The sequence below is a fragment of the Microbacterium sp. ZW T6_19 genome (assembly GCF_044987465.1).
Lineage (GTDB): Bacteria > Actinomycetota > Actinomycetes > Actinomycetales > Microbacteriaceae > Microbacterium > Microbacterium natoriense_A.
The window spans coordinates 1-21,101 of sequence record NZ_JBJDRH010000009.1 but is presented as its reverse complement, the minus strand read 5'-3'; the positions used below and the strand labels follow the sequence as shown (position 1 = coordinate 21,101).

Genomic DNA, 21,101 nt, shown 5'->3' with positions numbered 1-21,101 from the left:
GAGAGATCTCGCTAGTCCGGAAGGGAGGCAGCACGATGCGCACGCGTGCGCTCGTCGTACCCTTCGTGAACCCCGGAGCCTCAGAGGAGGACGACGGATGGCAGTGAACGAGGCGGAGCGCCACGCGATGACACGCGCTCTCGAACTCGCAGCGCAGGGACCGCGCGGAGCTAACCCGCAGGTCGGCGCCGTCATCCTCTCCCCCGACGGCGAGGTCCTGGCTGAGGGCTGGCACCACGGCGCCGGCACTCCGCACGCCGAGGTCGACGCACTGTCGAAGCTCGCGCCGGGCGCAGCGCACGGCGCGACCGCCGTCGTCACTCTCGAACCCTGCAACCACACCGGACGCACAGGGCCCTGCGCCGTCGCCCTCATCGAGGCCGGCATCGCCCGTGTCGTGTACGCGCTCGACGACCCCGGCGCCGTCTCGGGCGGCGGAGCCGATCGGCTCCGCTCCGCGGGAGTCAGCGTCGAGCCCGGTGAGCAAGCGGATGCCGCGCACGCACTCATCGAGGGGTGGCTCACGGCGCAGCGACTCGGCCGGCCCGAGATCACCGTCAAATGGGCGCAGAGCCTCGACGGCCGCGCCGCAGCATCCGACGGCACAAGCCAGTGGATCACCGGACCCGCCGCCCGCGCCGACGTGCACCGACGTCGCTCCGCGGCGGATGCGATCGTCGTCGGCACCGGAACAGTCCTGGCCGACGACCCCGCGCTCACCGCCCGTGACGGCGACGCCCTCTACGACCATCAGCCGATCCCCGTGGTGATCGGCTCACGCGGAACGCCGGCGGACGCCGCGGTGCACCGGCATCCGCTCTCCCCTCTGTTCTACGACACCCGCGACCTGCGCGCCGTCGTCGCCGACCTGCACGCCCGCGGGGTGCAGAGCGTCTTCATCGAAGGCGGGCCGACGCTCGCCAGCGCGTTCATCGCCGAGGGGCTCGCCGACCGCGTGCTCGCCTACATCGCCCCCGTGCTGCTCGGCGGCGACCGCCTCGCGCTCACCGACATCGGCGTGCCGTCGATCGACGTCGCTCGCCGGCTGACGGTCGATGAATGGGTGCCACTCGGACCCGACCTGCTCGCGGTCGCCCGCCTCACGGAAGATCTCTTGGAAGAAGGAAAAGCCTGATGTTCACCGGAATCATCGAGGAGATCGGCGAGATCACCGCCATCGCGCCCGCCGGCGACGGCTGGCGCCTGACGGTGCGCGCGCCGAAGGCGGCAGTGGATGCCGTGCACGGCGAGTCGATAGCAGTGTCGGGCGTCTGCCTGACCGTCGTCGGCTCGACCGCCGACACCTTCGACACCGACGTCATGAAGCAGACCCTGGATGTGGCTGCGATCGGCGGCGCCGTCGTCGGCACCCGCGTGAACATCGAGAAGGCGATGCCGGTGGGCGCTCGTCTCGGCGGGCACATCGTGCAGGGCCACGTCGACGGCGTCGGCGCAGTGCTCGAGGTGCGCCCCGGAGCGCAGTGGAGCGTGCTGCGCGTCTCGCTGCCCGCCGACCTCGCCCCTCTCGTCGTCGACAAGGGGTCCATCTCCGTCGACGGCACGTCTCTCACGGTGAGCGCGGTCAGCACGCCGGCCGAGGAGCAGGCCTGGTTCGAGGTCTCGCTGATCCCCGAGACACTCGCCGCGACGACCCTCGGAGCGCGTGTCGCCGGCGATCGGGTGAACCTCGAGACCGACATCCTCGCCCGACACGTCGAGCGTCTGCTCGCATTCCGCGAGATCGCAACGGAAGGAGGCTCGCGATGAGCCTGTCCACCATCCCCGAGGCCATCGAGGCGCTGCGCGCCGGCCGCCCTGTGCTCGTCGCGGATGACGAGAACCGCGAGAACGAGGGCGATGTCATCCTTTCCGCTGAGCTCGCGACGCCCGAGTGGGTGGCGTGGACGGTCCGGTGGTCGTCTGGCTTCATCTGCGCCCCGATGCCGACCGATCTCGCCGACGCCCTGAACCTGCAGCCCATGGTCGCAGTCAGCGAAGACGCCCGCTCGACCGCGTACACGATCAGCGTCGACGCCGCGTCAGGGGTCACCACCGGCATCAGCGCGCACGACCGCGCGCACACGCTGAACGTGCTGGCGAACCCGCAGTCCGGCGCGGGCGATCTGATCCGGCCAGGACACGTGCTGCCGCTGCGGGCTGTGGACGGCGGGGTCCGCGAACGCAGCGGGCACACCGAAGCCGCGGTCGATCTCATGAAGCTCGCCGGACTCCGTCCGGTCGGAGCGATCGCCGAGGTCGTCGCGGAAGACGGCAGCATGATGCGGATGCCGGGGCTCATCGAGCTGGGCGCCCGCGACGGCGTGCCTGTCATCACGATCGAGCAGCTGATCGCGCACCTGAACGAGATCGACCCCGAGGGCGCGTCGACGACCACCACGCGCCGCGTGAGTCTGCGGGCGGACGCCACCGTCCCCACCTCGCACGGCACCTTCCGCTTCCTCGCCTACAAGGACCGCGTGAGCGGAACCGATCACATCGCGGTCGTCAAGGGCGAGCCCGGCGAGACAGCGCTCGTTCGCGTGCACTCCGAGTGCCTGACCGGAGAGGCCTTCGGATCGCTCAAGTGCGAGTGCGGCCCGCAGCTGGACGCGGCGCTCGATGCGATCGAGCAGGAGGGCGGTGTCGTCATCTACATGCGCGGTCACGAGGGCCGCGGCATCGGCCTCATCAACAAGCTGCGCGCCTACAGCCTGCAGGAGGAGGGCCTCGACACGGTCGACGCCAATCTCGCCCTCGGGCTGCCTGCCGACGCCCGCGAGTACGCGGCGGCGGCCGGCGTCCTCGCGGATCTCGGAATCTCGAAGGTGCGTCTGCTGACGAACAACACCGACAAGGTGAATCAGCTGCGCAGTCTCGGACTCGACGTGGTCGAGCAGGTGCCGCTGATCGTCGGAGTCGGCCCGAACAACCACCAGTACCTCGAGACCAAGCGTGACCGCATGGGTCACATCATCGATCAGGCGGAGCTCGCAGAGGCTCTCGCTCAAGGAAAGGACCACGCATGAGCGGCGCAGGAGCTCCACAGGCCGGGAACATCGACGGACGCGGGCTGAACGTCGTCATCATCGCCGGCACCTGGCACGAGGTCATCACGGACGGCCTGATCGCCGGAGCCGAACGCGTTCTGAACGCCGCGCAGGCGACGCATCGCCTGGTGCGGGTACCGGGTTCGTTCGAACTCGCGGTGGCGGCGCAGGCGGCCTTCGCCGGCGGAGCGGATGCGGTGGTCGCTCTCGGTGTGATCATCCGCGGCGGCACACCCCACTTCGAGTACGTCTCGTCGGCCACGACCGACGGGCTCACCCGGGTCTCGCTCGACGCGGGCAAGCCGGTCGGCTTCGGTGTGCTCACCCTCGACGACGAACAGCAGGGTCTCGATCGCGCGGGCATCGAAGGCTCCAAGGAGGACAAGGGAGCGGAGGCGGCGGATGCTGCGCTCCGCACCGCTCTGGTCATCCGCGACCTTCGCGGCTGAGGCTCGCCGCGGCATCCGAGAAAAGGTCAACCGCACGAGACGACGACGGAATGACCGCGTCCGTCCTTCCTTCGCGCGGTTGACCTCTTCTCATGAGGGCGAAAGCCTGCTGAGGCTCGCCTACCTGGCGGCGGAATACCGCTCGGGCGTACGGTGAGGGCATGGAGACTCTGCGCCACATCGTGCTGTTCGTCCACCTGATCGGCTTCGCCGTGCTGTTCGGCGCCTGGGCCGTGCAGGCCTTCGGCGGAAAGCGGGAGTTCACCCGTCTGATGAGCATCGGCATGAGCATCGCCGCAGTCGCGGGCCTCGTGCTCGCCGCTCCCTGGGGGCTGCCGGATGGCGCCGAGATGAACTACGCGAAGATCGGCACGAAGCTCGTGATCCTGCTCGTGATCGGCGCCCTGCTCGGCATCGGCACGGCACGGCAGAAGCGCGGCGAGAAGATCGCTCCCGCAGTGTTCTGGCTGGTCGGCATCCTCACCGCAGCGAACGCAGGCATCGCCGCCATCTGGTGATCGACCCCCGTTCGTTGAGCGAGGGAGCGCAGCGATGAGGTCCTCCGCTCGTCACCGGACGTTGAGCGAGAGAGCGCAGCGACCGAGACGAAACGCGTCAGGAAGAGCGCGGCGCCGCGGTGCTCGCGCGGACGACGAGCTCGGTGCCGACCAGCGGCGTCTGCACCCGCTCCTCGCCTTCGAGCTCGGCGAGCAGCGCATCGACAGCCAGAGCGCCGACACGCTCGGGATGCTGCTGCACAGTGGTCAGCGGCGGCCACAGCTGAGCCGCATCGGGCAGGCCGTCGAAACCGACCACGCTGACGTCGCCCGGCACATCGAGGCCCGCTTCGCGGAACGCCCGGAGCACGCCGATCGCCATCTGGTCGTTCGCCGCGAACACCGCCGTCACGCCTTCGATCGAGGCCAGGCGGCGTCCTGCTTCGTATCCCGAGGCAGCGCTCCAGTCACCCTCGATCGCCTCGGGGATCTCGAGCCCTCGTGACTCCAGTGTCGCCTGCCAGGCCTCACGGCGCCGCTCAGCCGAGTACGACTTCGCCGGTCCCGCGACGTGCCACGCGGTCGCATGTCCGAGATCGAGAAGATGCTCGGTCGCGAGACGCGCGCCCTGCGCCTGGTCGGTGTCGACGAACGGATGCTCGGTCGAGCGGTTGGAGTCGACGAACACGACCGGCAGCGCATCGGGGATCTCGATGTCGGCCTCGTCGAGCTGGTGCGCCTCGATCACGATGATGATGCCGTCGACCGCGTGCTCTTCGAGCCGCCGGAACGCCCCGGCCACCGTCTCACGGGCACTGGACGCGACCGGAATGAGCGTCAACGCGTAGCCGAGCTCGGCGGCGCGGACCGCGATCGCATCGAGCGTGCGCTGGTTGCCGTAGGAGCTGAACGAGAACATGACCACGCCGATGGTGCGGAAGCGCCCTGACCGCAAGGCACGAGCGGCGCTGTTCGGCCGGTAGCCGAGCCGCTGCATCGCCGTCTCGACGCGCTCTCTCGTGGCAGCACCGACATAGCCGCGTGCATTGACCACCCGCGACACCGTCTGCCCCGACACGCCGGCCTCTCGGGCGACGTCTTCCATCGACGGCTCGCGTCGACGCTGCGGCGACTCTGCCGTTCCCTGTTCGGACACGATCACATCCGTTCTGTGTTGACGTTGACACATTACCAGTCGATCGCTTATGTTGACGTTGACACATGGTGGATGCGCAACGAAGCAGCGCACCGCCCGAACTGGAGAACTCGTCGATGACGACTGATATCACTGCGGCGGCCGGAGCCCTCGGCATCCGCCGCGAGAAGCGCGACTGGAAGGGCTGGGCATTCGTCGGCCCCTTCATGGTCGTGTTCGCCCTGGTGTTCCTCACCCCCCTCGCCTATGCGCTCTACCTGAGCTTCTTCCAGGAGAAGCTCATCGGCGGCAACGCGTTCGTCGGATTCGACAACTACGTGCGCGCCCTGACCGACCCGCAATTCTGGGAGGCGTTCGGACGAGTGCTGCTGTTCCTCGTCGTGCAGGTGCCGATCATGCTCGCACTCGCACTCGGAGCCGCTCTCGCCCTCGACAGCGCCCGGCTGCGCGGAGCATCGTTCTTCCGCATCCTGATCTTCCTGCCGTACGCCGTGCCGGCCGTCGTCGCCGTCCTCATGTGGGGTTACATCTACGGCGACCAGTTCGGCCTCGCCGGCAACGTCAACGACCTCCTCGGATTCGACGGGATCACCCCGTTCGCCAAGGAATGGATGCTGGTCTCGATCGGCAACATCGTCACCTGGGAGTTCGTCGGCTACAACATGCTGATCTTCTACTCCTCGCTGAAGACCATTCCGACCGACATGTACGAGGCCGCGTCGCTCGACGGCGCAGGCGCATGGCGCACGATCTTCTCGATCAAGATCCCCTCGGTGCGCGGCGCCCTCGTGATCGCGACCATCTTCTCGATCATCGGCAGCTTCCAGCTGTTCAACGAGCCGAACATCCTGCGTCCGCTCGCCCCCAACGTCATCACGACCTACTTCACCCCGAACATGTACGCCTACAACCTGTCCTTCGCGGGCCAGCAGTTCAACTACGCGGCCACGATCGCCATCATCATGGGCGTCATCACCGCCGTCATCGCCTACGTCGTGCAGCTGCGCGGCTCGAAGTCGGAGGTGCGCTGACATGGCACTCCCCCTCGCCCGTCCCAGCCGCAAGCGTCACGACCCGCTCAACCCGCGCAAGTCGAACATCCTGTTGATCGTCATGATCGCGTACGGCGTGTACACGCTGGTTCCCCTGGTCTGGCTGCTCTTCAGCGCGACCAAGACCCAGGGCGGCCTGTTCAGCTCCTTCGGGCTGTGGTTCGCCGACGACTTCGCACTCTTCGACAACCTCGCCGCGACCTTCTCGTACCGCGACGGCATCTTCCTGCGCTGGCTCGGCAACACGCTGCTCTACGTCGTCGTCGGCGCCGGCGGTGCGACGCTGCTGGCCACCATGGCCGGATACGGCCTCGCGAAGTTCCGCTTCCCCGGTCGCCGTGCGGTCTTCGCCGTTGTGCTCGGAGCCGTCGCGGTGCCGGGTACCGCCCTCGCCGTGCCGACCTTCCTGCTGTTCAGCGAACTCGGCCTCACGAACACGCCGTGGGCCGTGATCATCCCGTCTCTGATCAGCCCGTTCGGGCTGTACCTGATCTGGGTGTTCGCCACGGAATCAGTGCCCACCGAGCTGCTCGAGGCCGCCCGCATCGACGGCGCCGGCGAGTTCCGCACGTTCTTCACGGTCTCGCTGCGCCTGCTGGCTCCCGGCATCGTGACGGTCGCGCTCTTCACCGTGGTCGCGACGTGGAACAACTACTTCCTGCCGCTCATCATGCTCTCCGATCCCGACTGGTACCCGCTCACGGTCGGCCTCAACCAGTGGAGCTCGCAGGCGATCGGCGCCGGATCCCAGCCGATCTACAACCTCGTGATCACCGGCTCGCTCCTCACGATCATCCCGATCGTGATCGCCTTCCTGCTGCTGCAGCGTTTCTGGCAGTCAGGTCTCACCGCGGGAAGCGTCAAGCAGTAGCTCGCCCGCACTCCCTGCAACACGGTCCAAAGCCGGACCACCCTCCCGAAAGGACACAGCAATGAAGCACCTTCCCTCCTCCGCTGCACGGCGCGCCCTCGCCGTGCTCGCGGCCGGAACCGTGGCGGCCATCGCCCTGGCCGGCTGCTCGACCGGCGGTTCCTCCGACGGCGGCGGCTCTGCCGCGGGCGACGGCACCTTCGACTCGGTCAAGGCCGCACTCGAGAAGGGTGGCGAGATCACGTACTGGTCGTGGACGCCGTCTGCCGAGGCTCAGGTCGAGGCCTTCGAGAAGGCCTACCCGAACGTCAAGGTCAACCTCGTCAACGCGGGCACCAACAACGACGAGTACACGAAGCTCCAGAACGCCATCAAGGCCGGCTCGGGCGCTCCCGACGTCGTGCAGGTCGAGTACCAGGCGTTCCCCCAGTTCTCGCTGACCGACTCCTTCGTCGATCTCGCGCAGTACGGCTTCGCCGATTTCGAAGACGACTACACCGCGTCCACGTGGGGCTCCGTCACCAACGGCGACGCCATCTACGGTCTGCCGCAGGACTCGGGCCCCATGGCGCTGTTCTACAACAAGGCCGTCTTCGACGCCGCAGGCATCGCCGTGCCCACCACGTGGGACGAGTACTACGAGGCGGCCAAGGCGATCCACGCGGCCAACCCCGACGCGTACATCACCAACGACACCGGCGACGCGGGCTTCGCGACCTCGATGATCTGGCAGGCCGGCGGCCAGCCGTTCCAGACCGATGGCACGGACGTCACGATCGACCTGCAGGATGCCGGTTCGAAGAAGTGGACCGAGAACTGGAACCGCCTGGTCACCGAGGGCCTCGTCGCCCCGACCTCCAGCTGGAGCGACGAGTGGTTCCGCGGCCTCGGCGACGGCAGCATCGCGACGCTCATCATCGGCGCCTGGATGCCCGGCAACCTGATCTCCGGCTCCCCCGACGGATCCGGCAACTGGCGAGTCGCCCCGATGCCGACCTACGACGGCGCCCCGGCGAGCGCCGAGAACGGCGGCGGCGGCCAGGCCGTCACGACGCAGAGCAAGAACCCGGCTCTCGCAGCCGGCTTCCTGTGGTGGCTCAACAACTCCGAGGACAGCATCAAGATCTTCCTCGAGTCCGGCGGCTTCCCGTCGACCAACGCCGAGCTCTCGAGCGACGAGTTCCTCAGCGAGGCGCCGGAGTACTTCGGCGGCCAGAAGATCAACGAGGTGCTCGCGGATGCCGCGAAGAACGTCGTCAAGGGCTGGAACTACCTGCCCTACCAGGTCTACGCGAACAGCATCTTCGGCGACACTGTCGGCCAGTCCTACCAGAACGGCACGGACCTCGACGAGGGCCTGACCGCATGGCAGGACGCGCTGGCCGAGTACGGCAACTCGCAGGGCTTCTCCGTCAACAAGTAACACCCTCAGGGCGGGCGCGCCGTCGGCGCGCCCGCCCTTCTTCACCGAAAGCGCTTCATCGTGACCAGCTTCTCCATCGGCGACACCGACTTCCTCCGCGAGGGTCGGCCGCACCGCGTGATCGCGGGCGCCATCCACTACTTCCGCGTGCACCCGGATCAGTGGCAGGATCGCATCCGCAAGGCCCGCCTGATGGGGCTGAACACCATCGAGACCTATGTCGCGTGGAACGCTCACGAGCCACGGCGCGGCGAGTGGGATGCCAGCGGCTGGAACGACCTCGGTCGCTTCCTCGACCTCGTGGCCGCTGAGGGCATGGACGCGATCGTCCGTCCCGGCCCCTACATCTGCGCCGAGTGGCACAACGGCGGTCTCCCCGTCTGGCTCACCGGTGATGGACGCGAGCTCCGCTCCTCCGAGCCGTCGTATCTCGCCGACGTCAGCGCCTACCTGCGCCGCGTGTACGAGATCGTCGCACCGCGGCAGATCGACCGCGGCGGTCCCGTCATCCTCGTCCAGGTCGAGAACGAGTACGGCGCCTACGGCGCCGACAAGGACTATCTGCGCGCGCTCGTCGAGGTGACTCGCGCCGCCGGCATCACCGTGCCGCTCACGACGGTCGACCAGCCCACCGACCAGATGCTCGCCGACGGCAGCCTGCCCGAACTCCACAAGACCGGCTCCTTCGGCTCGCGCAGCACGGAGCGCCTCGCGACGCTGCGCCGTCACCAGTCCACCGGCCCTCTCATGTGCTCGGAGTTCTGGGACGGCTGGTTCGACTGGTGGGGCGGGGTCCACCACACCACCGACACGGATGCCGCGGCATCCGACCTCGACGACCTGCTCGCCGCCGGCGCCTCGGTCAACATCTACATGTTCCACGGCGGCACGAACTTCGGCCTGACGAACGGCGCGAACGACAAGGGCCGGTATCTGCCGCTCGTCACGTCCTACGACTACGACGCCCCGCTCGACGAAGCAGGCAATCCGACGGCGAAGTTCTTCGCGTTCCGCGACGTCATCGCGAAGTACGCACCGGTTCCCGACGAGCTTCCGGCAGCAGCAACCGAGGCGCCTGAGTTCTCCGTGCCGCTGACCCGCGCGGGAGCGTGGACGCATGCTCCGGCACCCACCGATCGGGCAGAGCATCCGCTCTCGTTCGATGCGCTCGGCCATCTCAGCGCTCTCGTCCGCTACGACCTCGAACTGCCGGAAGCACGAGGCGGCCAGCTGGTCATCGGCGACGTTCGCGACCTCGCGTGGGTCAGCGTCGACGGAGTGTCGGTGGGCACGCTCGCCCGCACCCGGCACGACCGCGCGATCACGATTCCGCCCGGCGCGGCGCTCAGCATCCTCGTCGAAGACCAGGGGCGCGTGAACTACGACCACCGGCTCGGCGAGGAGAAGGGCCTGATCGGCAGTGTCACGCTGAACGGCGAGCCCCTCACCGGCTGGACGTCGACGCCGCTCGACGTGTCTGCCATCGCGGAATCCGCCTCGTTCTCCCCCGCCGAGACCGGCCCATCGGCATGGACGGCGTCGTTCGATCTCGGCGCTCCGGCCGACCTCTTCCTCGACACGTCGGAGTGGAGCAAGGGCTACGCCTTCGTGAACGGCTTCTTCCTCGGACGCTACTGGCGCAATGGACCGACCCGAACGATGTACGTGCCTGAGCCCGCCACCGTCCCGGGTGAGAACCGCCTCATCGTGCTGGAGCTCGAGCAGCTGCTGTCCCCCGTGGCCGCCTTCCTCCCCGCATTGTCACTCGGCGTCACAGAGGAGTGACGCGCAGGGCGCTTCGCCCAGCAAACACTCAGGAAGGCGTAAACTCCCCAGGTGCTCCGCATGGAGCAATGATCGGAGGAGCACTTTGAGTACGACAACGGCGCCCGCGAACCCCCGCTCGCGCGTCATCACCGCGAGCCTCGTCGGCACGACGATCGAGTTCTACGACTTCTACGCCTATGCGACAGCGGCCGTGCTCGTCTTTCCCGTGCTGTTCTTCCCGACGGGAGACGACACGACGTCCCTGCTCTCGTCATTCGCCGTCTTCGGCGCCGCCATGGTCGCTCGTCCCATCGGGGCCGTCGTGTTCGGCCACTTCGGCGACAAGTTCGGGCGCAAGGCCACCCTCGTCGCCTCGCTTCTCACGATGGGCATCGCGACGTTCCTGATCGGGCTGCTGCCCACCTACCAGGTGATCGGATGGTGGGCCGCGCTGCTGCTGCTGATCCTGCGACTCGCTCAGGGCTTCGCGCTCGGCGGCGAGTGGTCAGGGGCCGCACTGGTCGCCACCGAGAACGCCCCGAAGGGCAAGCGCGCCTGGTACGGCACCTTCCCGCAGCTCGGGGCGCCGCTCGGCTTCATCATCGCGAACTTCCTGTTCCTCGGCATCAACTGGGCTCTGCCGCACTCCGAGAACCCGGCTCTGAAGTCCGAAGCGTTCCTGTCGTGGGGCTGGCGCATCCCGTTCCTGTTCTCCGCCGTCATGGTCATCATCGGCCTGTGGGTGCGGTTGAAGCTCGTCGAATCCGACACGTTCAAGAAGGCCGAGCAGAAGGGCGCGATCCGCAAGCTGCCGCTCGCCACCGTGTTCCGTCACCACTGGAAGCAGCTGATCCTCGGCACGTTCATCATGCTGGCGACCTACGTGCTGTTCTACCTGATGACGAACTTCACGCTCGCTTACGGCACCAAGGCCGCATCGCTCGAGACGGCCTCCGCTGCCGCTCGGGCCGCAGCGGAAGCCACCGGCAAGGATTTCGACGCCACCGCGTTCGCGGCGCAGTTCTATCCAGGCCTCGGCTTCGGATACACCGACTTCGTGCTCATGCAGATCATCGGCGTGGTGTTCTTCGGCATCTTCACCCTGCTCTCGGGACCCATCGCCGACGCGATCGGCCGCCGCAAACTGCTGCTGTGGGTCACCGGGCTCATCATCGTGTTCGGCCTCTCGTTCAACGCCTTCCTCATGCCGGCGGTCGACCCGAAGTTCACCGGAGCGCTGACGCAGGCGTTCCTCGTGTTCGGCTTCATGCTGATGGGCGCGACGTTCGGCCCGATGGGCGCCCTGCTGCCCGAGTTGTTCCCGACGAACGTGCGGTACACCGGCTCGGCGATCTCGTACAACGTCTCGTCGATCCTCGGCGCGGCGGTGGCTCCGCTGATCGCGCTGAAGCTGTGGGAATGGGCCGGCGGCGCACCCTGGCTCGTCGGCCTGTACCTGTCGGTGATGGGCGTGCTCACGTTCGTGGCCCTCCTGCTGTCGACAGAGACGAAGGACCACGACTACGAAGAGGACCTGGGCCTCGCCGCTGCTGTGGAACTCTGACCCTCTCTGAGAGAAATGGCCGTGCCCGTCTCCGGGGCGCGGCCATTTCTCAGTAGTGGGCGGTGATCCTCCTGGCGCCGCCGTCGAGCACCATGGTGCCGCCGTAGGGCAGGATCCACTGTGGGCGGGTATGACCGAACGGCACGCCGACACACACCACGGCATCCGGGTTGTACCGCGCGACGACGTCGAGCACCACGTCGCGTTGAGCATCACGCAGAGCCTTCGCCTCGGCCGGCGAAGGACGGAACTCGAAGTCGCTCACGGGCGGGCGGGCCACCATCACGCCCGCTGCCGCCTCGAGGATGCCGAGTTCTCCGAGCCCGCGCAGCCAGCGGGCCACCCAGCCGGCTGATGGGCGCTCCTCGCTCGTCTCCAGCAGAAGGATCGCTCCGTCGAGTTCCTGCGCGTGCGGCAACCGGCCCAAGAACGCCAGTCCGTCGATCGATTCGAGGCAACCTCCCCAGGTGCGCCCCGCCACGCGTCTCGGCGGCCCCGCCCACGTCCATGGTTCGGTGGGCACCCGATCGCCGTACTCGGTGAGGGCGCGCGGGTCGGCCCAGCGCCTGCCGACGTCCTCCGACTCCCCCGGCTCGGTGATCTCGAGCGCGGCACCATCCATGAGCAGGGCGCGCAACGAGCGAGCGTGGATGTCGTCGACGGCGGGCCCCGGGCCGAGATGCACGGCGGTCGAGCCGCCGTAGTAGCCGCGGATGCCGTTGCTCCACAGCCAGTTGAGGATGTTCGTGTTGTCGCTGTAGCCCACGAACGGCTTCGGGTCGGCGATCGCGAGCGCGGCATCGAGGTGCGGCACGACCATGAGCTGGTCGTCTCCGCCGATGGTGGCGAGGATCGCGCGGATGCCGGAATCGGCGAACGCCGCGTTGACGTCAGCCGCTCGCGCCTCCGGGCTCGCGCCGAGCTCACGCGTGGTCGGGTACTCGACGGGGATGAGGCCGGTCAGCTCGGTCAGTCGTTCTAGGGCCTGTTCGTGCAGCTCCGGGGCGACGGCCGGGGCAGCGAAGGCCGGAGAGAGGACGGCGATTCTGTCACCGGGCACGAGCTTGGGTGTGGACAGCATCCGTTCAGTGTGCCATCCGGATGGATGCGTTCGGGAGATCGTGCGACTCGTCAAGGCATGTTGACAGATCGCCCGGGCTCGTCAACAATGGTTGACGAAAGGAGAGTCGAGATGACGACACCCGCAATCGCACAGCACGAAGGCGGCGAGCCGCTGTCAGAGCTGCACCGCCTCGCCGCCATACGCCAGGACATCGCTCGCGCCGAAGAGACCCAGGTGCGTCGAGCACGCAACCTCGGCTACTCGTGGCAGGCGATCGCGAGTGCACTCGGCGTCAGCAAGCAGGCGGCTCACCGGCGGTTCGGCCAGCGCTGACGGACACATCTCGGCCGCGCTCGGATGTGCAGAACGAAAAACCCGCGCGCGGTGGAATCCGCGCCCAGTCAACGGATACCGTTGACTGCCACGAGCATCGGAGGCGCCGATTGGACGGAATCGAAGAGCACAACGGACCGGACGAGGCGGATCCGGTCATGTCGCCTGTGCTCACCGATGAGCAGTGGGGACGGCTGGTCGCGGCCGGCACCGCGGAGGACGTCGCCGCCGGCGACCATGTGTTCCGCGCCGGCGACGCGGACTACGACCTCATCGTCATCGAATCCGGTGAGATTCAGATCTTCCGCGACGCCGCACGCTGGATCGAAGAGGCCGTCATCACCACGATGGGTCCGCGCTCCTTCGCCGGCGAACTGGGGCTGTTGAACGGGCAGAGCGCATTTCTGACGGCGCGCGTCATGCAACCGGGACGGGTCCACCGCGTGAGCCGGGCGGCACTGCGTGCCCTCATGAACGAGGACGACGAACTGTGCGATCTGATCCTGCACGCTCTGTGGGCGCGCCGTGAATCGCTCCGCACGGGGCCCGCCGCCATGACCCTGAAGTTCGTGGGAACCGCGTCGTCGAACGACCTCCTGGCGTTGCGTCGTTTCGCCGAGCGCCTCGACCTGGTGCACAAGGCCGTGGCTCTCCCACCCGGCGAGCTGGGCTCGCTCGACTCGCATGACATCACGGTCGGTGACCTTCCGGTCGCCTTCATCCAGGGCGAACCGCTCAAGCGCGCGACTCCCGGCCTCGTCGCCGAGCGCCTCGGCCTCAGCTATCAGGCACAGGCGGATGAGGTCGTCGATCTCGTCGTGGTCGGCGGCGGCCCTGCCGGACTCGCGGCCGCCATCTACGGAGCCTCCGAGGGCCTGAGCACTGTTCTGCTGGATGCCGTCGCACCGGGCGGACAGGCCGCAGCCACGTCACGCATCGAGAACTTCCTGGGGTTTCCTTTCGGCGTCAGCGGCGGCGATCTGATCGGCCAGGCGATACTCCAGGCGCTGAAGTTCGGCGTGCGGGTCTATGCGCCGTGCGAAGCGGTCGGGCTGACTCGGGCCGGACCCGACCTGCTCGACATCGCCCTGTCGGACGGTCGCCTGATCCGCGCGCGCAGCGCGATCGTCACCTCGGGAGCGGCGTATCGTCGACTCGACCTCGATCGTTGGGCGGACTTCGAGCGTTCCGGGGTGTACTACGCCGCCACTCCGCTCGAGCTGCGCCAGGTGCAGGGCAAGCCCGTGGTGGTGGTCGGCGGCGCGAACTCCGCTGGACAAGCCGCGCTCTACCTCGCAGCCCACGGCTCGCCCGTGCACCTCGTCGTGCGGGGCCACGACCTGGGCACGCGAATGTCGAGCTACCTGGCCGACCGTCTCGCCGACGACCCGCGTGTGCATGTCCACACATCCTCGAACGTCACCGGACTCGACGGGGACGGCACGCTGGAGTCGGTGCGCATCGACACCGTCGGCGAGGTCGACGCTCGGGGGCTGTTCTGCTTCATCGGAGCGACGCCCGCGACGTCCTGGCTGCCGACGCTCGACCGCGACGCCGAGGGGTTCATCCGCACCGGCACCGATGTGGGGATCCAGACCCTCGCGCAGTGGCAGGGGCTCGGTCGTGAGCCGTTGCCGTTCGAGACGTCGGCACCACGGGTGTTCGCGGCAGGAGACGTGCGGCGCGGATCGATGAAGCGGGTCGCGGCCGCTGTCGGCGAAGGATCGAGCGCGGTGGCGTCCGTCCACCGCGCGCTGGCATTCTGAGAGAGGAAGAGATGATGATTTCCGACATCGACACGAACGCGGCGCCGTCCGGGACCGGATGCGTCGAGTGCGACGCGGACGGCGGGTTCTGGGTGCACCTGCGCCGCTGCGCCGCCTGCGGACACATCGGCTGCTGCGACACGTCACCCGGTCAGCACGCCAGCGCCCACTTCCGCGAAACGGGCCACCGGCTCATGCAGAGCTTCGAGCCGGGCGAGGAATGGTACTGGGATTATGCGGACGAGACCACGCTCGAGGGGCCGAGGCTCGCGGCGCCGAGGAGCCATCCCGCAGATCAGCCCGTACCGGGACCGGCAGGCCGCGTGCCGGAGAACTGGCAGGAGCTCATCCACCGCTGATGCGCCCCTCCGTCGACCACACAGCCCATCCACAGACTCGGATTCGGCACGAAGTACGGTCGAAGTACACATCTCCAGAACGAGGTTCCGCATGTCCAGCACGGCGACATCCCGCCGCCTGAGACGCGGCGCGCAGCAGGACGGTCCGCGCGCCACGTTCCGTCAGCTCCTCCCGTTCCTCTTCGAGCACAAGCGCACGTTGATCGTCGTCGCGATCCTCAGCGTCGCGGGAGCCGCGACGTCGCTCGTGCAGCCGCTGCTCGTCGGCCAGGTCATCGACGCCGTGCAGCGCAACCGCGGCCTCGGCCTGCTGATCTGGCTGCTCGTCGGCTTCGTGGTGGTCTCGTCGATCCTCTCGGGATATCAGCACTACCTGTTGCAGCGCACCGGCACCGCCGTCGTGCATTCGAGCCGGCGCAAGCTCATCGCCCGCATCCTGCATCTGCCGATCAGCGAGTTCGACGCACGGCGCACCGGCGACCTCGTGTCGCGCGTCGGCACCGACACGACGCTGCTCTACGCGGTGCTCACACAGGGGCTGGCTGATGCCGTCGGCAGCGCGATCCTGTTCCTCGGGGCCTTGATCGCGATGCTCGTGATCGACCCCCTGCTGCTCCTGCTCATCGTGGTGGTGATCGGAGCATCCGTGACCGTGGTCGTCGCCCTCAGCGGGCGCATCCGCACCGCCTCGACCGCTCAGCAGGTCAAGGTCGGAGAACTCGCCTCCGGCGTCGAACGCGCCGTCGGATCGATCCGCACCGTCCGCGCCTCCGGCGCCACCGAGCGTGAGACGGCCGCAGTGTCGGATCTCGCCGCCGACGCATACGGCATCGGCGTGCAGATCGCGAAGATCTCCTCGCTGGTCGTCCCGATCGCAGGCATCGCGCTGCAGTTGTCGCTGCTCGTCGTTCTCGGGGTCGGCGGATTCCGCGTCGCGGCGGGAACCATCACGATCGCCTCTCTGATCACGTTCATCATGTTCCTGTTCATGCTCGTGATGCCGCTGGCCACGACCTTCGGCGCGATCACCTCGGTGAACCAGGCCCTCGGCGCCCTGGGACGCATCCAGGAGGTCCTCGACCTCCCCACGGAGGATCAGGCGGATGCCGAGATCACGGCGTCGCTCCCCCGCGACCCGGCGGACCCCGATGCTCCGGCCCTGGAGTTCCGCGACGTGCGCTTCCGATATCCGGAGAACGTGGTGGCCGCGCGGGAGAAGGCGGCGAGAGAAGCGCGCACCCTGCTCGCAGACGCGCACCTCGACCCGTCGAACGACCCGAACCCCGCCTCCGAGCGGGACGTGCTCCGAGGCGTCTCCTTCACGGTACCCCGGGGGTCTCGGGTGGCGCTCGTCGGTCCCAGCGGCGCGGGCAAGAGCACGATCCTCTCTTTGGTCGAGCGTTTCTACGACCCCACAGGCGGGTCCATCCGCCTGCACGGTCACGATGCGCGCACCTTCCCGCGCGAAGAGCTGCGAGCACACTTCGGTTACGTGGAGCAGGATGCTCCCACGCTCGCCGGAACGCTCGCCGACAATCTGCGGCTCGCCTCACCCGCCGCATCCGATGCCGACTGCGAGCGCGTGCTCCGCGCCGTGAATCTCGGCGAGGTGCTCGAACGCAACCCTCTCGGACTCGACGCCCCCGTGGGCGAAGACGGCGTGATGCTGTCGGGCGGCGAGCGTCAGCGTCTCGCGATCGCCCGCGCACTGCTCACCGACGCTCCGATCCTGCTGCTCGACGAGTCGACCTCATCGCTCGACGGCGTGAACGAGCAGCGCATGCGCGAGGCGATCGACGCCGTGTCGGCCGACCGCACGCTCGTCGTGATCGCGCATCGGCTGTCGACCGTCGTCGACAGCGACCTCATCGTCGTGCTGCAGGACGGCGTCGTCGTCGGCAGCGGCACGCACGCCGAGCTCATCGAGTCGACTCCGCTCTACCGAGACCTCGCCCGCCACCAGCTCCTGGCCTGACCCGGCCTCCCGAAGAACGCGAAGGCGGGATGCTCGAGACCACTCAGCCATGGGTTCGTCTCGAGCATCCCGCCTCGCGGGGTGGAAGGGCGCCGTATCCCCCGATGCCGGCGCCCCGTCTGTGTCAGGCGTTCGCCAGGCGGTACCGCAGCGATGCCAGCTCGGCGCGCAGCGCGGCCGGGAGCCTGTCACCGAAGGTGTCGTAGAACGCCTCGGTGAGATCGGCCTCGGTCTTCCACGCTTCGGCGTCGACCGAGAACAGCTCGTCGAGGTCTTCGGCGGGGATGTCGAGACCGTCGAGGTTGAGGTCGGAGGTGATCGGCAGACGGCCGATCGGGCTGTCGACCGCGCCCACCTCACCCGAGACCCGGCGGATGATCCAGTCGACGACGCGCGAGTTGTCGCCGAAGCCGGGCCACAGGAAGCGACCGTCGTCGCCGCGACGGAACCAGTTCACCTGGAAGATCCGCGGAGCACGGTCGAAGCGCAGGGTACGGCCGACCTTCAGCCAGTGCGCGAAGTAGTCGGCCATGTTGTACCCGCAGAACGGCAGCATCGCGAACGGATCGCGGCGCAGTTCACCGACCGTGCCCTCGGCCGCGGCCGTGCGCTCGGAGGAGATGTTGGAGCCGAGGAAGACGCCGTGGGTCCAGTCGGTCGCCTCGACGACGAGCGGAACGTTGCTCGCGCGGCGCCCGCCGAACAGGATGACATCGAGCGGAACCGCCGACTCCCAGTCCTCGGAGATCTGCGGGCACTGCGCCGCCGACACCGTGAAGCGCGAGTTCGGGTGCGCCGCGGGCCGTCCGGACTCCGGCGTCCACGGGTTGCCCTCCCAGTCGATGAGGTTCGCAGGCGCCTGGTCGGTCAGACCCTCCCACCAGACGTCACCGTCGGGCCGGAGTGCGACGTTCGTGAAGATCGTGTTGCCCCAGAGCGTCTCGACCGCCGTGACGTTCGTCGACTCGCCGGTTCCCGGCGCGACTCCGAAGAACCCGGCTTCCGGGTTGATGGCCCACATGCGGCCGTCTTCGCCCGGACGGATCCAGGCGATGTCGTCGCCGAGGGTCTCGACCTTCCACCCGGGGATCGTCGGGCGCAGCATCGCGAGGTTCGTCTTGCCGCAGGCCGAGGGGAACGCGGCGGCCACATGGTAGGCCTTGCCCTCCGGGGAGATCACGCGGATGAGCAGCATGTGCTCTGCGAGCCAGCCTTCGTCGCGGGCGATCACCGAGGCGATCCGCAGCGCGAAGCACTTCTTCGCGAGGATCGCGTTGCCGCCGTATCCCGAGCCGAAGGAGTAGACCTCGAGCGTCTCGGGGAAGTGCACGATGTACTTGTCGTCGTTGCACGGCCACTCGACGTCGGGCTCTCCCTCGGCGAGCGGTGCGCCGACCGAGTGCACGGTCTTGACCCACGGGGCGCCGTCGGCGATCTGCCGGGTGACCGCGTCGCCGACACGGGTCATGATGCCGATCGAGGTGACGGCGTAGGCGCTGTCGGTGACCTGGACGCCGATGTGCGACAGCGGACCGCCGACGGGCCCCATCGAGAACGGCACGACGTACATCGTCCGCCCGCGCATCGAGCCTTCGAAGATCTCGGTCATCTTCTGACGCATCTCGGCCGGCGGCGCCCAGTTGTTCGTGGGACCCGCATCTTCTTCGCGCTCGGAGGAGATGAACGTGCGACCCTCGGTGCGGGCGACGTCGCTCGGGTGTGAGCGTGCGAGGTAGGAACCGGGGCGCCATTCGGGGTTGAGCTTGATGAGCTTGCCCTCGTCGACCAAGCCGCGCAGCAGCCAGTCGTTCTCGGCGCGCGAACCGTCGACCCAGTGGATGCGGGCGGGCTGCGTGAGCGCGGCGATCCCGTCGACCCATTCGGCCAGCTCGGTCATCGCGGGGGTGTCATAGGTCGGTGCCGTCCCGAACGTGCGCACGGGGGCGACGGATGCTGCGCGAGGGGTGAAGACTTCGGCGATCGCCATGACTGCTGCTCCTTTGAAGTGGGGGCCGTTGCATCCATCTTCTTCTGACTCTTCGATGACTTTCGGCGATTCGAGCCGATAAGAATCGTGATTCTTTCGCTAAGATCAAGGAATGTCTCCTACCGGCATCCATCTCACGACGCTCGGCCACCGCATCCGCCATCACCGGCTCGAGAACGGCTTCACGCTCGACGAACTCGGCGCACTGGTCGGCGTGGCCGGCTCGCAGCTCAGCCTGATCGAGAACGGCAAGCGCGAACCCAAGCTGTCGCTGCTCCAGGCGATCGCGCACGCGACGCACACCGAAGTCACCGATCTCATCTCGGGCGAGCCGCCGAACCGGCGAGCCGCTCTCGAGATCGAGCTCGAGCGAGCGCAGGAGAGCCCGGTGTTCCGTCAGCTCGGCATCGCGCCCGTCCGCGTCACGAAGGGCATGAGCGACGAGACGATCGAATCGCTGCTGGGCCTGCACCGCGAACTGCAGCGCCGGGAGCGCGAAGCCATCGCCACCCCCGAAGAAGCGCGACGGGCGAACACCGAGCTGCGGTTGCGCATGCGCTCGCAGCACAACTACCTCCCCGACATCGAGAAGCTGGCGGAGAAGCAGCTCCGCCAGGCCGGGCACGTGCAGGGGGCGCTCACCCACCGCACCGTGAACATCATGGCCGAGAAGCTCGGATTCGAGCTCATCTACGTCAGCGACCTGCCGCATTCCACGCGCTCGGTGACCGACCTCGAGAGCGGGCGCATCTATCTGCCGCCCGCGTCGATCCCCGGCGGCCACGGACTGCGATCGATGGCTTTGCAGGCGATGGCGCACCGTCTGCTCGGCCACCGTCCGCCCACCTCCTACGCCGACTTCCTGCAGCAGCGGCTCGAGATCAACTACTTCGCCGCCTCGTGCCTTATGCCCGAGACCGCATCCGTCACCTTCCTGCAGCAGGCGAAGAAGGACCGCAACCTCGCGGTGGAGGATTTCCGCGACGCGTTCGGCGTGACGCACGAGGCCGCTGGCATGCGCATGACGAACCTGCTCACGCAGCACCTGGGGATGCCGCTGCACTTCCTCCGCGTGGATGAGACCGGCGCCATCACGCGCGTCTACGAGAACGACGATCTGCCCCTGCCCATGGACGTCACGGGAGCCGTCGAAGGGCAGCGCGTGTGCCGCAAGTTCCAGGCGCGAGGAGCTTTCACCCAGCAGAACCGCACGACCGAGCACCATCAGTACACCGACACCCCGTCTGGCACCTTCTGGTGCTCGACCCAGACCGGTTCGTCGAGCGACGGCGAGTTCTCGGTGACGGTCGGTGTGCCCTTCGACGACGCGCGCTGGTGGCGAGGACGGGAGACCGCTGATCGAGCCGTGTCGACGTGCCCCGACGAGGCGTGCTGCCGGCGTCCTCCGGCGGATCTCGCCGAACGCTGGCAGGGAAAGGCATGGCCGAGCGCGCGCGTGCACACGCACATGTTCTCACCGCTCCCCCGCGGCGCCTTCCCCGGCGTCGACGACAACGAGGTGTACAACTTCCTCCTGCGGCACGCCGACGAGTGAGGCGGGACCGCTCGACGCTCAGCCGCTGACGAAATCGCTGTAGCGCTGGAGCGCCGCGACGACCGCACCCAGGTCGAGCGAGGAGTCGAAGGGCTCGGCGACGGGTGCGTCGCGGTGCTTGCCGACTGCCGCCGAATGCGTCCACGCACCCGCGATGCGTCCGTCGGCGAGCAGGCTCGCGCGGACCATGCCGTTCTTCCCGGGACCGATGCGCCTCATCGCCTCCACGTCGGCGAC

Annotated in this window: 18 protein-coding genes and 1 pseudogene; 15 read left to right on the top strand and 4 right to left on the bottom strand. The window is 68.1% G+C overall.

Annotated features, from left to right (window positions below; genetic code table 11):
• Positions 1 to 97: 97 nt before the first annotated feature.
• The 5 genes from ribD to ACI3KT_RS14040 all read left to right on the top strand — a co-directional run bounded on the left by ribD (position 98) and on the right by ACI3KT_RS14040 (position 4,014).
• Entirely contained in the window at positions 98 to 1,135 is a 1,038-nt protein-coding gene (gene ribD, locus ACI3KT_RS14060; RefSeq protein ID WP_404904947.1) for a bifunctional diaminohydroxyphosphoribosylaminopyrimidine deaminase/5-amino-6-(5-phosphoribosylamino)uracil reductase RibD, read from the top strand.
• Positions 1,135 to 1,767: a riboflavin synthase gene (locus ACI3KT_RS14055; protein ID WP_292906571.1), complete on the top strand. Its 633-nt coding sequence runs from the start codon at positions 1,135 to 1,137 to the stop codon at positions 1,765 to 1,767. The genes ribD and ACI3KT_RS14055 overlap by 1 nt, the downstream gene beginning before the upstream one ends.
• Entirely contained in the window at positions 1,764 to 3,026 is a 1,263-nt protein-coding gene (gene ribA, locus ACI3KT_RS14050; protein WP_404904945.1) for a GTP cyclohydrolase II, read from the top strand. The genes ACI3KT_RS14055 and ribA overlap by 4 nt, the downstream gene beginning before the upstream one ends.
• Positions 3,023 to 3,496 (top strand): 6,7-dimethyl-8-ribityllumazine synthase, encoded by a 474-nt coding sequence (gene ribH, locus ACI3KT_RS14045; RefSeq protein ID WP_292906567.1) that lies wholly within the window; start codon positions 3,023 to 3,025, stop codon positions 3,494 to 3,496. The genes ribA and ribH overlap by 4 nt, the downstream gene beginning before the upstream one ends.
• A 161-nt stretch (positions 3,497 to 3,657) precedes the next feature.
• Positions 3,658 to 4,014, top strand: coding sequence for a Fe-S protein (locus ACI3KT_RS14040; protein WP_292906566.1), 357 nt, complete (start codon positions 3,658 to 3,660; stop codon positions 4,012 to 4,014).
• Positions 4,015 to 4,111: 97 nt separating this feature from the next.
• On the opposite strand, the gene ACI3KT_RS14035 is transcribed toward ACI3KT_RS14040, so the two are convergent.
• Positions 4,112 to 5,098, bottom strand: a complete 987-nt coding sequence (locus ACI3KT_RS14035) for a LacI family DNA-binding transcriptional regulator (RefSeq protein WP_307299376.1) — start codon at positions 5,096 to 5,098, stop codon at positions 4,112 to 4,114.
• 167 nt (positions 5,099 to 5,265) lie between these two features.
• Here ACI3KT_RS14035 and ACI3KT_RS14030 point away from each other — a divergent pair, with 167 nt between their 5' ends.
• The 5 genes from ACI3KT_RS14030 to ACI3KT_RS14010 all read left to right on the top strand — a co-directional run bounded on the left by ACI3KT_RS14030 (position 5,266) and on the right by ACI3KT_RS14010 (position 11,826).
• Positions 5,266 to 6,180 carry a carbohydrate ABC transporter permease gene (locus tag ACI3KT_RS14030; protein WP_292906565.1) on the top strand — a complete coding sequence of 305 codons (915 nt, stop codon included), beginning with the start codon at positions 5,266 to 5,268 and terminating at the stop codon, positions 6,178 to 6,180.
• 1 nt (position 6,181) lies between these two features.
• Complete coding sequence (locus ACI3KT_RS14025) at positions 6,182 to 7,072, top strand: carbohydrate ABC transporter permease (protein ID WP_292906564.1); 891 nt, start codon at positions 6,182 to 6,184, stop codon at positions 7,070 to 7,072.
• Between the two features lie 61 nt (positions 7,073 to 7,133).
• Positions 7,134 to 8,495, top strand: coding sequence for an ABC transporter substrate-binding protein (locus ACI3KT_RS14020; protein ID WP_404904943.1), 1,362 nt, complete (start codon positions 7,134 to 7,136; stop codon positions 8,493 to 8,495).
• A 60-nt stretch (positions 8,496 to 8,555) separates the two neighbouring features.
• Positions 8,556 to 10,280: a glycoside hydrolase family 35 protein gene (locus tag ACI3KT_RS14015; RefSeq protein WP_404904941.1), complete on the top strand. Its 1,725-nt coding sequence runs from the start codon at positions 8,556 to 8,558 to the stop codon at positions 10,278 to 10,280.
• A gap of 85 nt (positions 10,281 to 10,365) precedes the next feature.
• Entirely contained in the window at positions 10,366 to 11,826 is a 1,461-nt protein-coding gene (locus ACI3KT_RS14010; RefSeq protein WP_292906561.1) for an MFS transporter, read from the top strand.
• 49 nt (positions 11,827 to 11,875) lie between these two features.
• On the opposite strand, the gene ACI3KT_RS14005 is transcribed toward ACI3KT_RS14010, so the two are convergent.
• Positions 11,876 to 12,907, bottom strand: a complete 1,032-nt coding sequence (locus ACI3KT_RS14005; RefSeq protein ID WP_404904940.1) for a S66 peptidase family protein — start codon at positions 12,905 to 12,907, stop codon at positions 11,876 to 11,878.
• Between the two features lie 111 nt (positions 12,908 to 13,018).
• Here ACI3KT_RS14005 and ACI3KT_RS14000 point away from each other — a divergent pair, with 111 nt between their 5' ends.
• The 4 genes from ACI3KT_RS14000 to ACI3KT_RS13985 all read left to right on the top strand — a co-directional run bounded on the left by ACI3KT_RS14000 (position 13,019) and on the right by ACI3KT_RS13985 (position 17,322).
• Positions 13,019 to 13,222 carry an AsnC family protein gene (locus ACI3KT_RS14000; RefSeq protein WP_292906559.1) on the top strand — a complete coding sequence of 68 codons (204 nt, stop codon included), beginning with the start codon at positions 13,019 to 13,021 and terminating at the stop codon, positions 13,220 to 13,222.
• Positions 13,223 to 13,380: 158 nt separating this feature from the next.
• Complete coding sequence (locus ACI3KT_RS13995) at positions 13,381 to 14,988, top strand: FAD-dependent oxidoreductase (protein WP_404904938.1); 1,608 nt, start codon at positions 13,381 to 13,383, stop codon at positions 14,986 to 14,988.
• A 14-nt stretch (positions 14,989 to 15,002) separates the two neighbouring features.
• Positions 15,003 to 15,347 carry a UBP-type zinc finger domain-containing protein gene (locus ACI3KT_RS13990; protein WP_292906557.1) on the top strand — a complete coding sequence of 115 codons (345 nt, stop codon included), beginning with the start codon at positions 15,003 to 15,005 and terminating at the stop codon, positions 15,345 to 15,347.
• A 91-nt stretch (positions 15,348 to 15,438) separates the two neighbouring features.
• Positions 15,439 to 17,322, top strand: coding sequence for an ABC transporter ATP-binding protein (locus ACI3KT_RS13985; RefSeq protein ID WP_404904937.1), 1,884 nt, complete (start codon positions 15,439 to 15,441; stop codon positions 17,320 to 17,322).
• Positions 17,323 to 17,446: 124 nt separating this feature from the next.
• Here the strand turns inward: ACI3KT_RS13985 and ACI3KT_RS13980 are convergent, their stop codons facing one another.
• Positions 17,447 to 19,309 (bottom strand): phosphoenolpyruvate carboxykinase (GTP), encoded by a 1,863-nt coding sequence (locus ACI3KT_RS13980; RefSeq protein ID WP_404904935.1) that lies wholly within the window; start codon positions 19,307 to 19,309, stop codon positions 17,447 to 17,449.
• A gap of 112 nt (positions 19,310 to 19,421) precedes the next feature.
• Here ACI3KT_RS13980 and ACI3KT_RS13975 point away from each other — a divergent pair, with 112 nt between their 5' ends.
• A complete protein-coding gene (locus tag ACI3KT_RS13975; protein ID WP_292906554.1) occupies positions 19,422 to 20,864 on the top strand; it encodes an XRE family transcriptional regulator in 1,443 nt (480 codons plus the stop codon).
• An 18-nt stretch (positions 20,865 to 20,882) separates the two neighbouring features.
• Here the strand turns inward: ACI3KT_RS13975 and ACI3KT_RS13970 are convergent.
• Positions 20,883 to 21,101: pseudogene (locus tag ACI3KT_RS13970) on the bottom strand (winged helix DNA-binding domain-containing protein); the annotation flags it as partial.

What these genes read in the sequence shown, in the direction of transcription:
- ACI3KT_RS13975 (WP_292906554.1), top strand. Translation starts at nt 19,422, where the DNA reads ATGTCTCCTACCGGCATCCATCTCACGACGCTCGGCCACCGCATCCGC.
- ACI3KT_RS14035 (WP_307299376.1), bottom strand. Translation starts at nt 5,098, where the DNA reads ATGGAAGACGTCGCCCGAGAGGCCGGCGTGTCGGGGCAGACGGTGTCG.
- ACI3KT_RS14020 (WP_404904943.1), top strand. Translation starts at nt 7,134, where the DNA reads ATGAAGCACCTTCCCTCCTCCGCTGCACGGCGCGCCCTCGCCGTGCTC.
- ACI3KT_RS13985 (WP_404904937.1), top strand. Translation starts at nt 15,439, where the DNA reads ATGTCCAGCACGGCGACATCCCGCCGCCTGAGACGCGGCGCGCAGCAG.
- ACI3KT_RS14030 (WP_292906565.1), top strand. Translation starts at nt 5,266, where the DNA reads ATGACGACTGATATCACTGCGGCGGCCGGAGCCCTCGGCATCCGCCGC.
- ACI3KT_RS14005 (WP_404904940.1), bottom strand. Translation starts at nt 12,907, where the DNA reads ATGCTGTCCACACCCAAGCTCGTGCCCGGTGACAGAATCGCCGTCCTC.
- ACI3KT_RS14040 (WP_292906566.1), top strand. Translation starts at nt 3,658, where the DNA reads ATGGAGACTCTGCGCCACATCGTGCTGTTCGTCCACCTGATCGGCTTC.
- ribH (WP_292906567.1), top strand. Translation starts at nt 3,023, where the DNA reads ATGAGCGGCGCAGGAGCTCCACAGGCCGGGAACATCGACGGACGCGGG.
- ribA (WP_404904945.1), top strand. Translation starts at nt 1,764, where the DNA reads ATGAGCCTGTCCACCATCCCCGAGGCCATCGAGGCGCTGCGCGCCGGC.
- ribD (WP_404904947.1), top strand. Translation starts at nt 98, where the DNA reads ATGGCAGTGAACGAGGCGGAGCGCCACGCGATGACACGCGCTCTCGAA.
- ACI3KT_RS13980 (WP_404904935.1), bottom strand. Translation starts at nt 19,309, where the DNA reads ATGGCGATCGCCGAAGTCTTCACCCCTCGCGCAGCATCCGTCGCCCCC.
- ACI3KT_RS14025 (WP_292906564.1), top strand. Translation starts at nt 6,182, where the DNA reads ATGGCACTCCCCCTCGCCCGTCCCAGCCGCAAGCGTCACGACCCGCTC.
- ACI3KT_RS14000 (WP_292906559.1), top strand. Translation starts at nt 13,019, where the DNA reads ATGACGACACCCGCAATCGCACAGCACGAAGGCGGCGAGCCGCTGTCA.
- ACI3KT_RS14055 (WP_292906571.1), top strand. Translation starts at nt 1,135, where the DNA reads ATGTTCACCGGAATCATCGAGGAGATCGGCGAGATCACCGCCATCGCG.
- ACI3KT_RS13995 (WP_404904938.1), top strand. Translation starts at nt 13,381, where the DNA reads ATGTCGCCTGTGCTCACCGATGAGCAGTGGGGACGGCTGGTCGCGGCC.
- ACI3KT_RS13990 (WP_292906557.1), top strand. Translation starts at nt 15,003, where the DNA reads ATGATTTCCGACATCGACACGAACGCGGCGCCGTCCGGGACCGGATGC.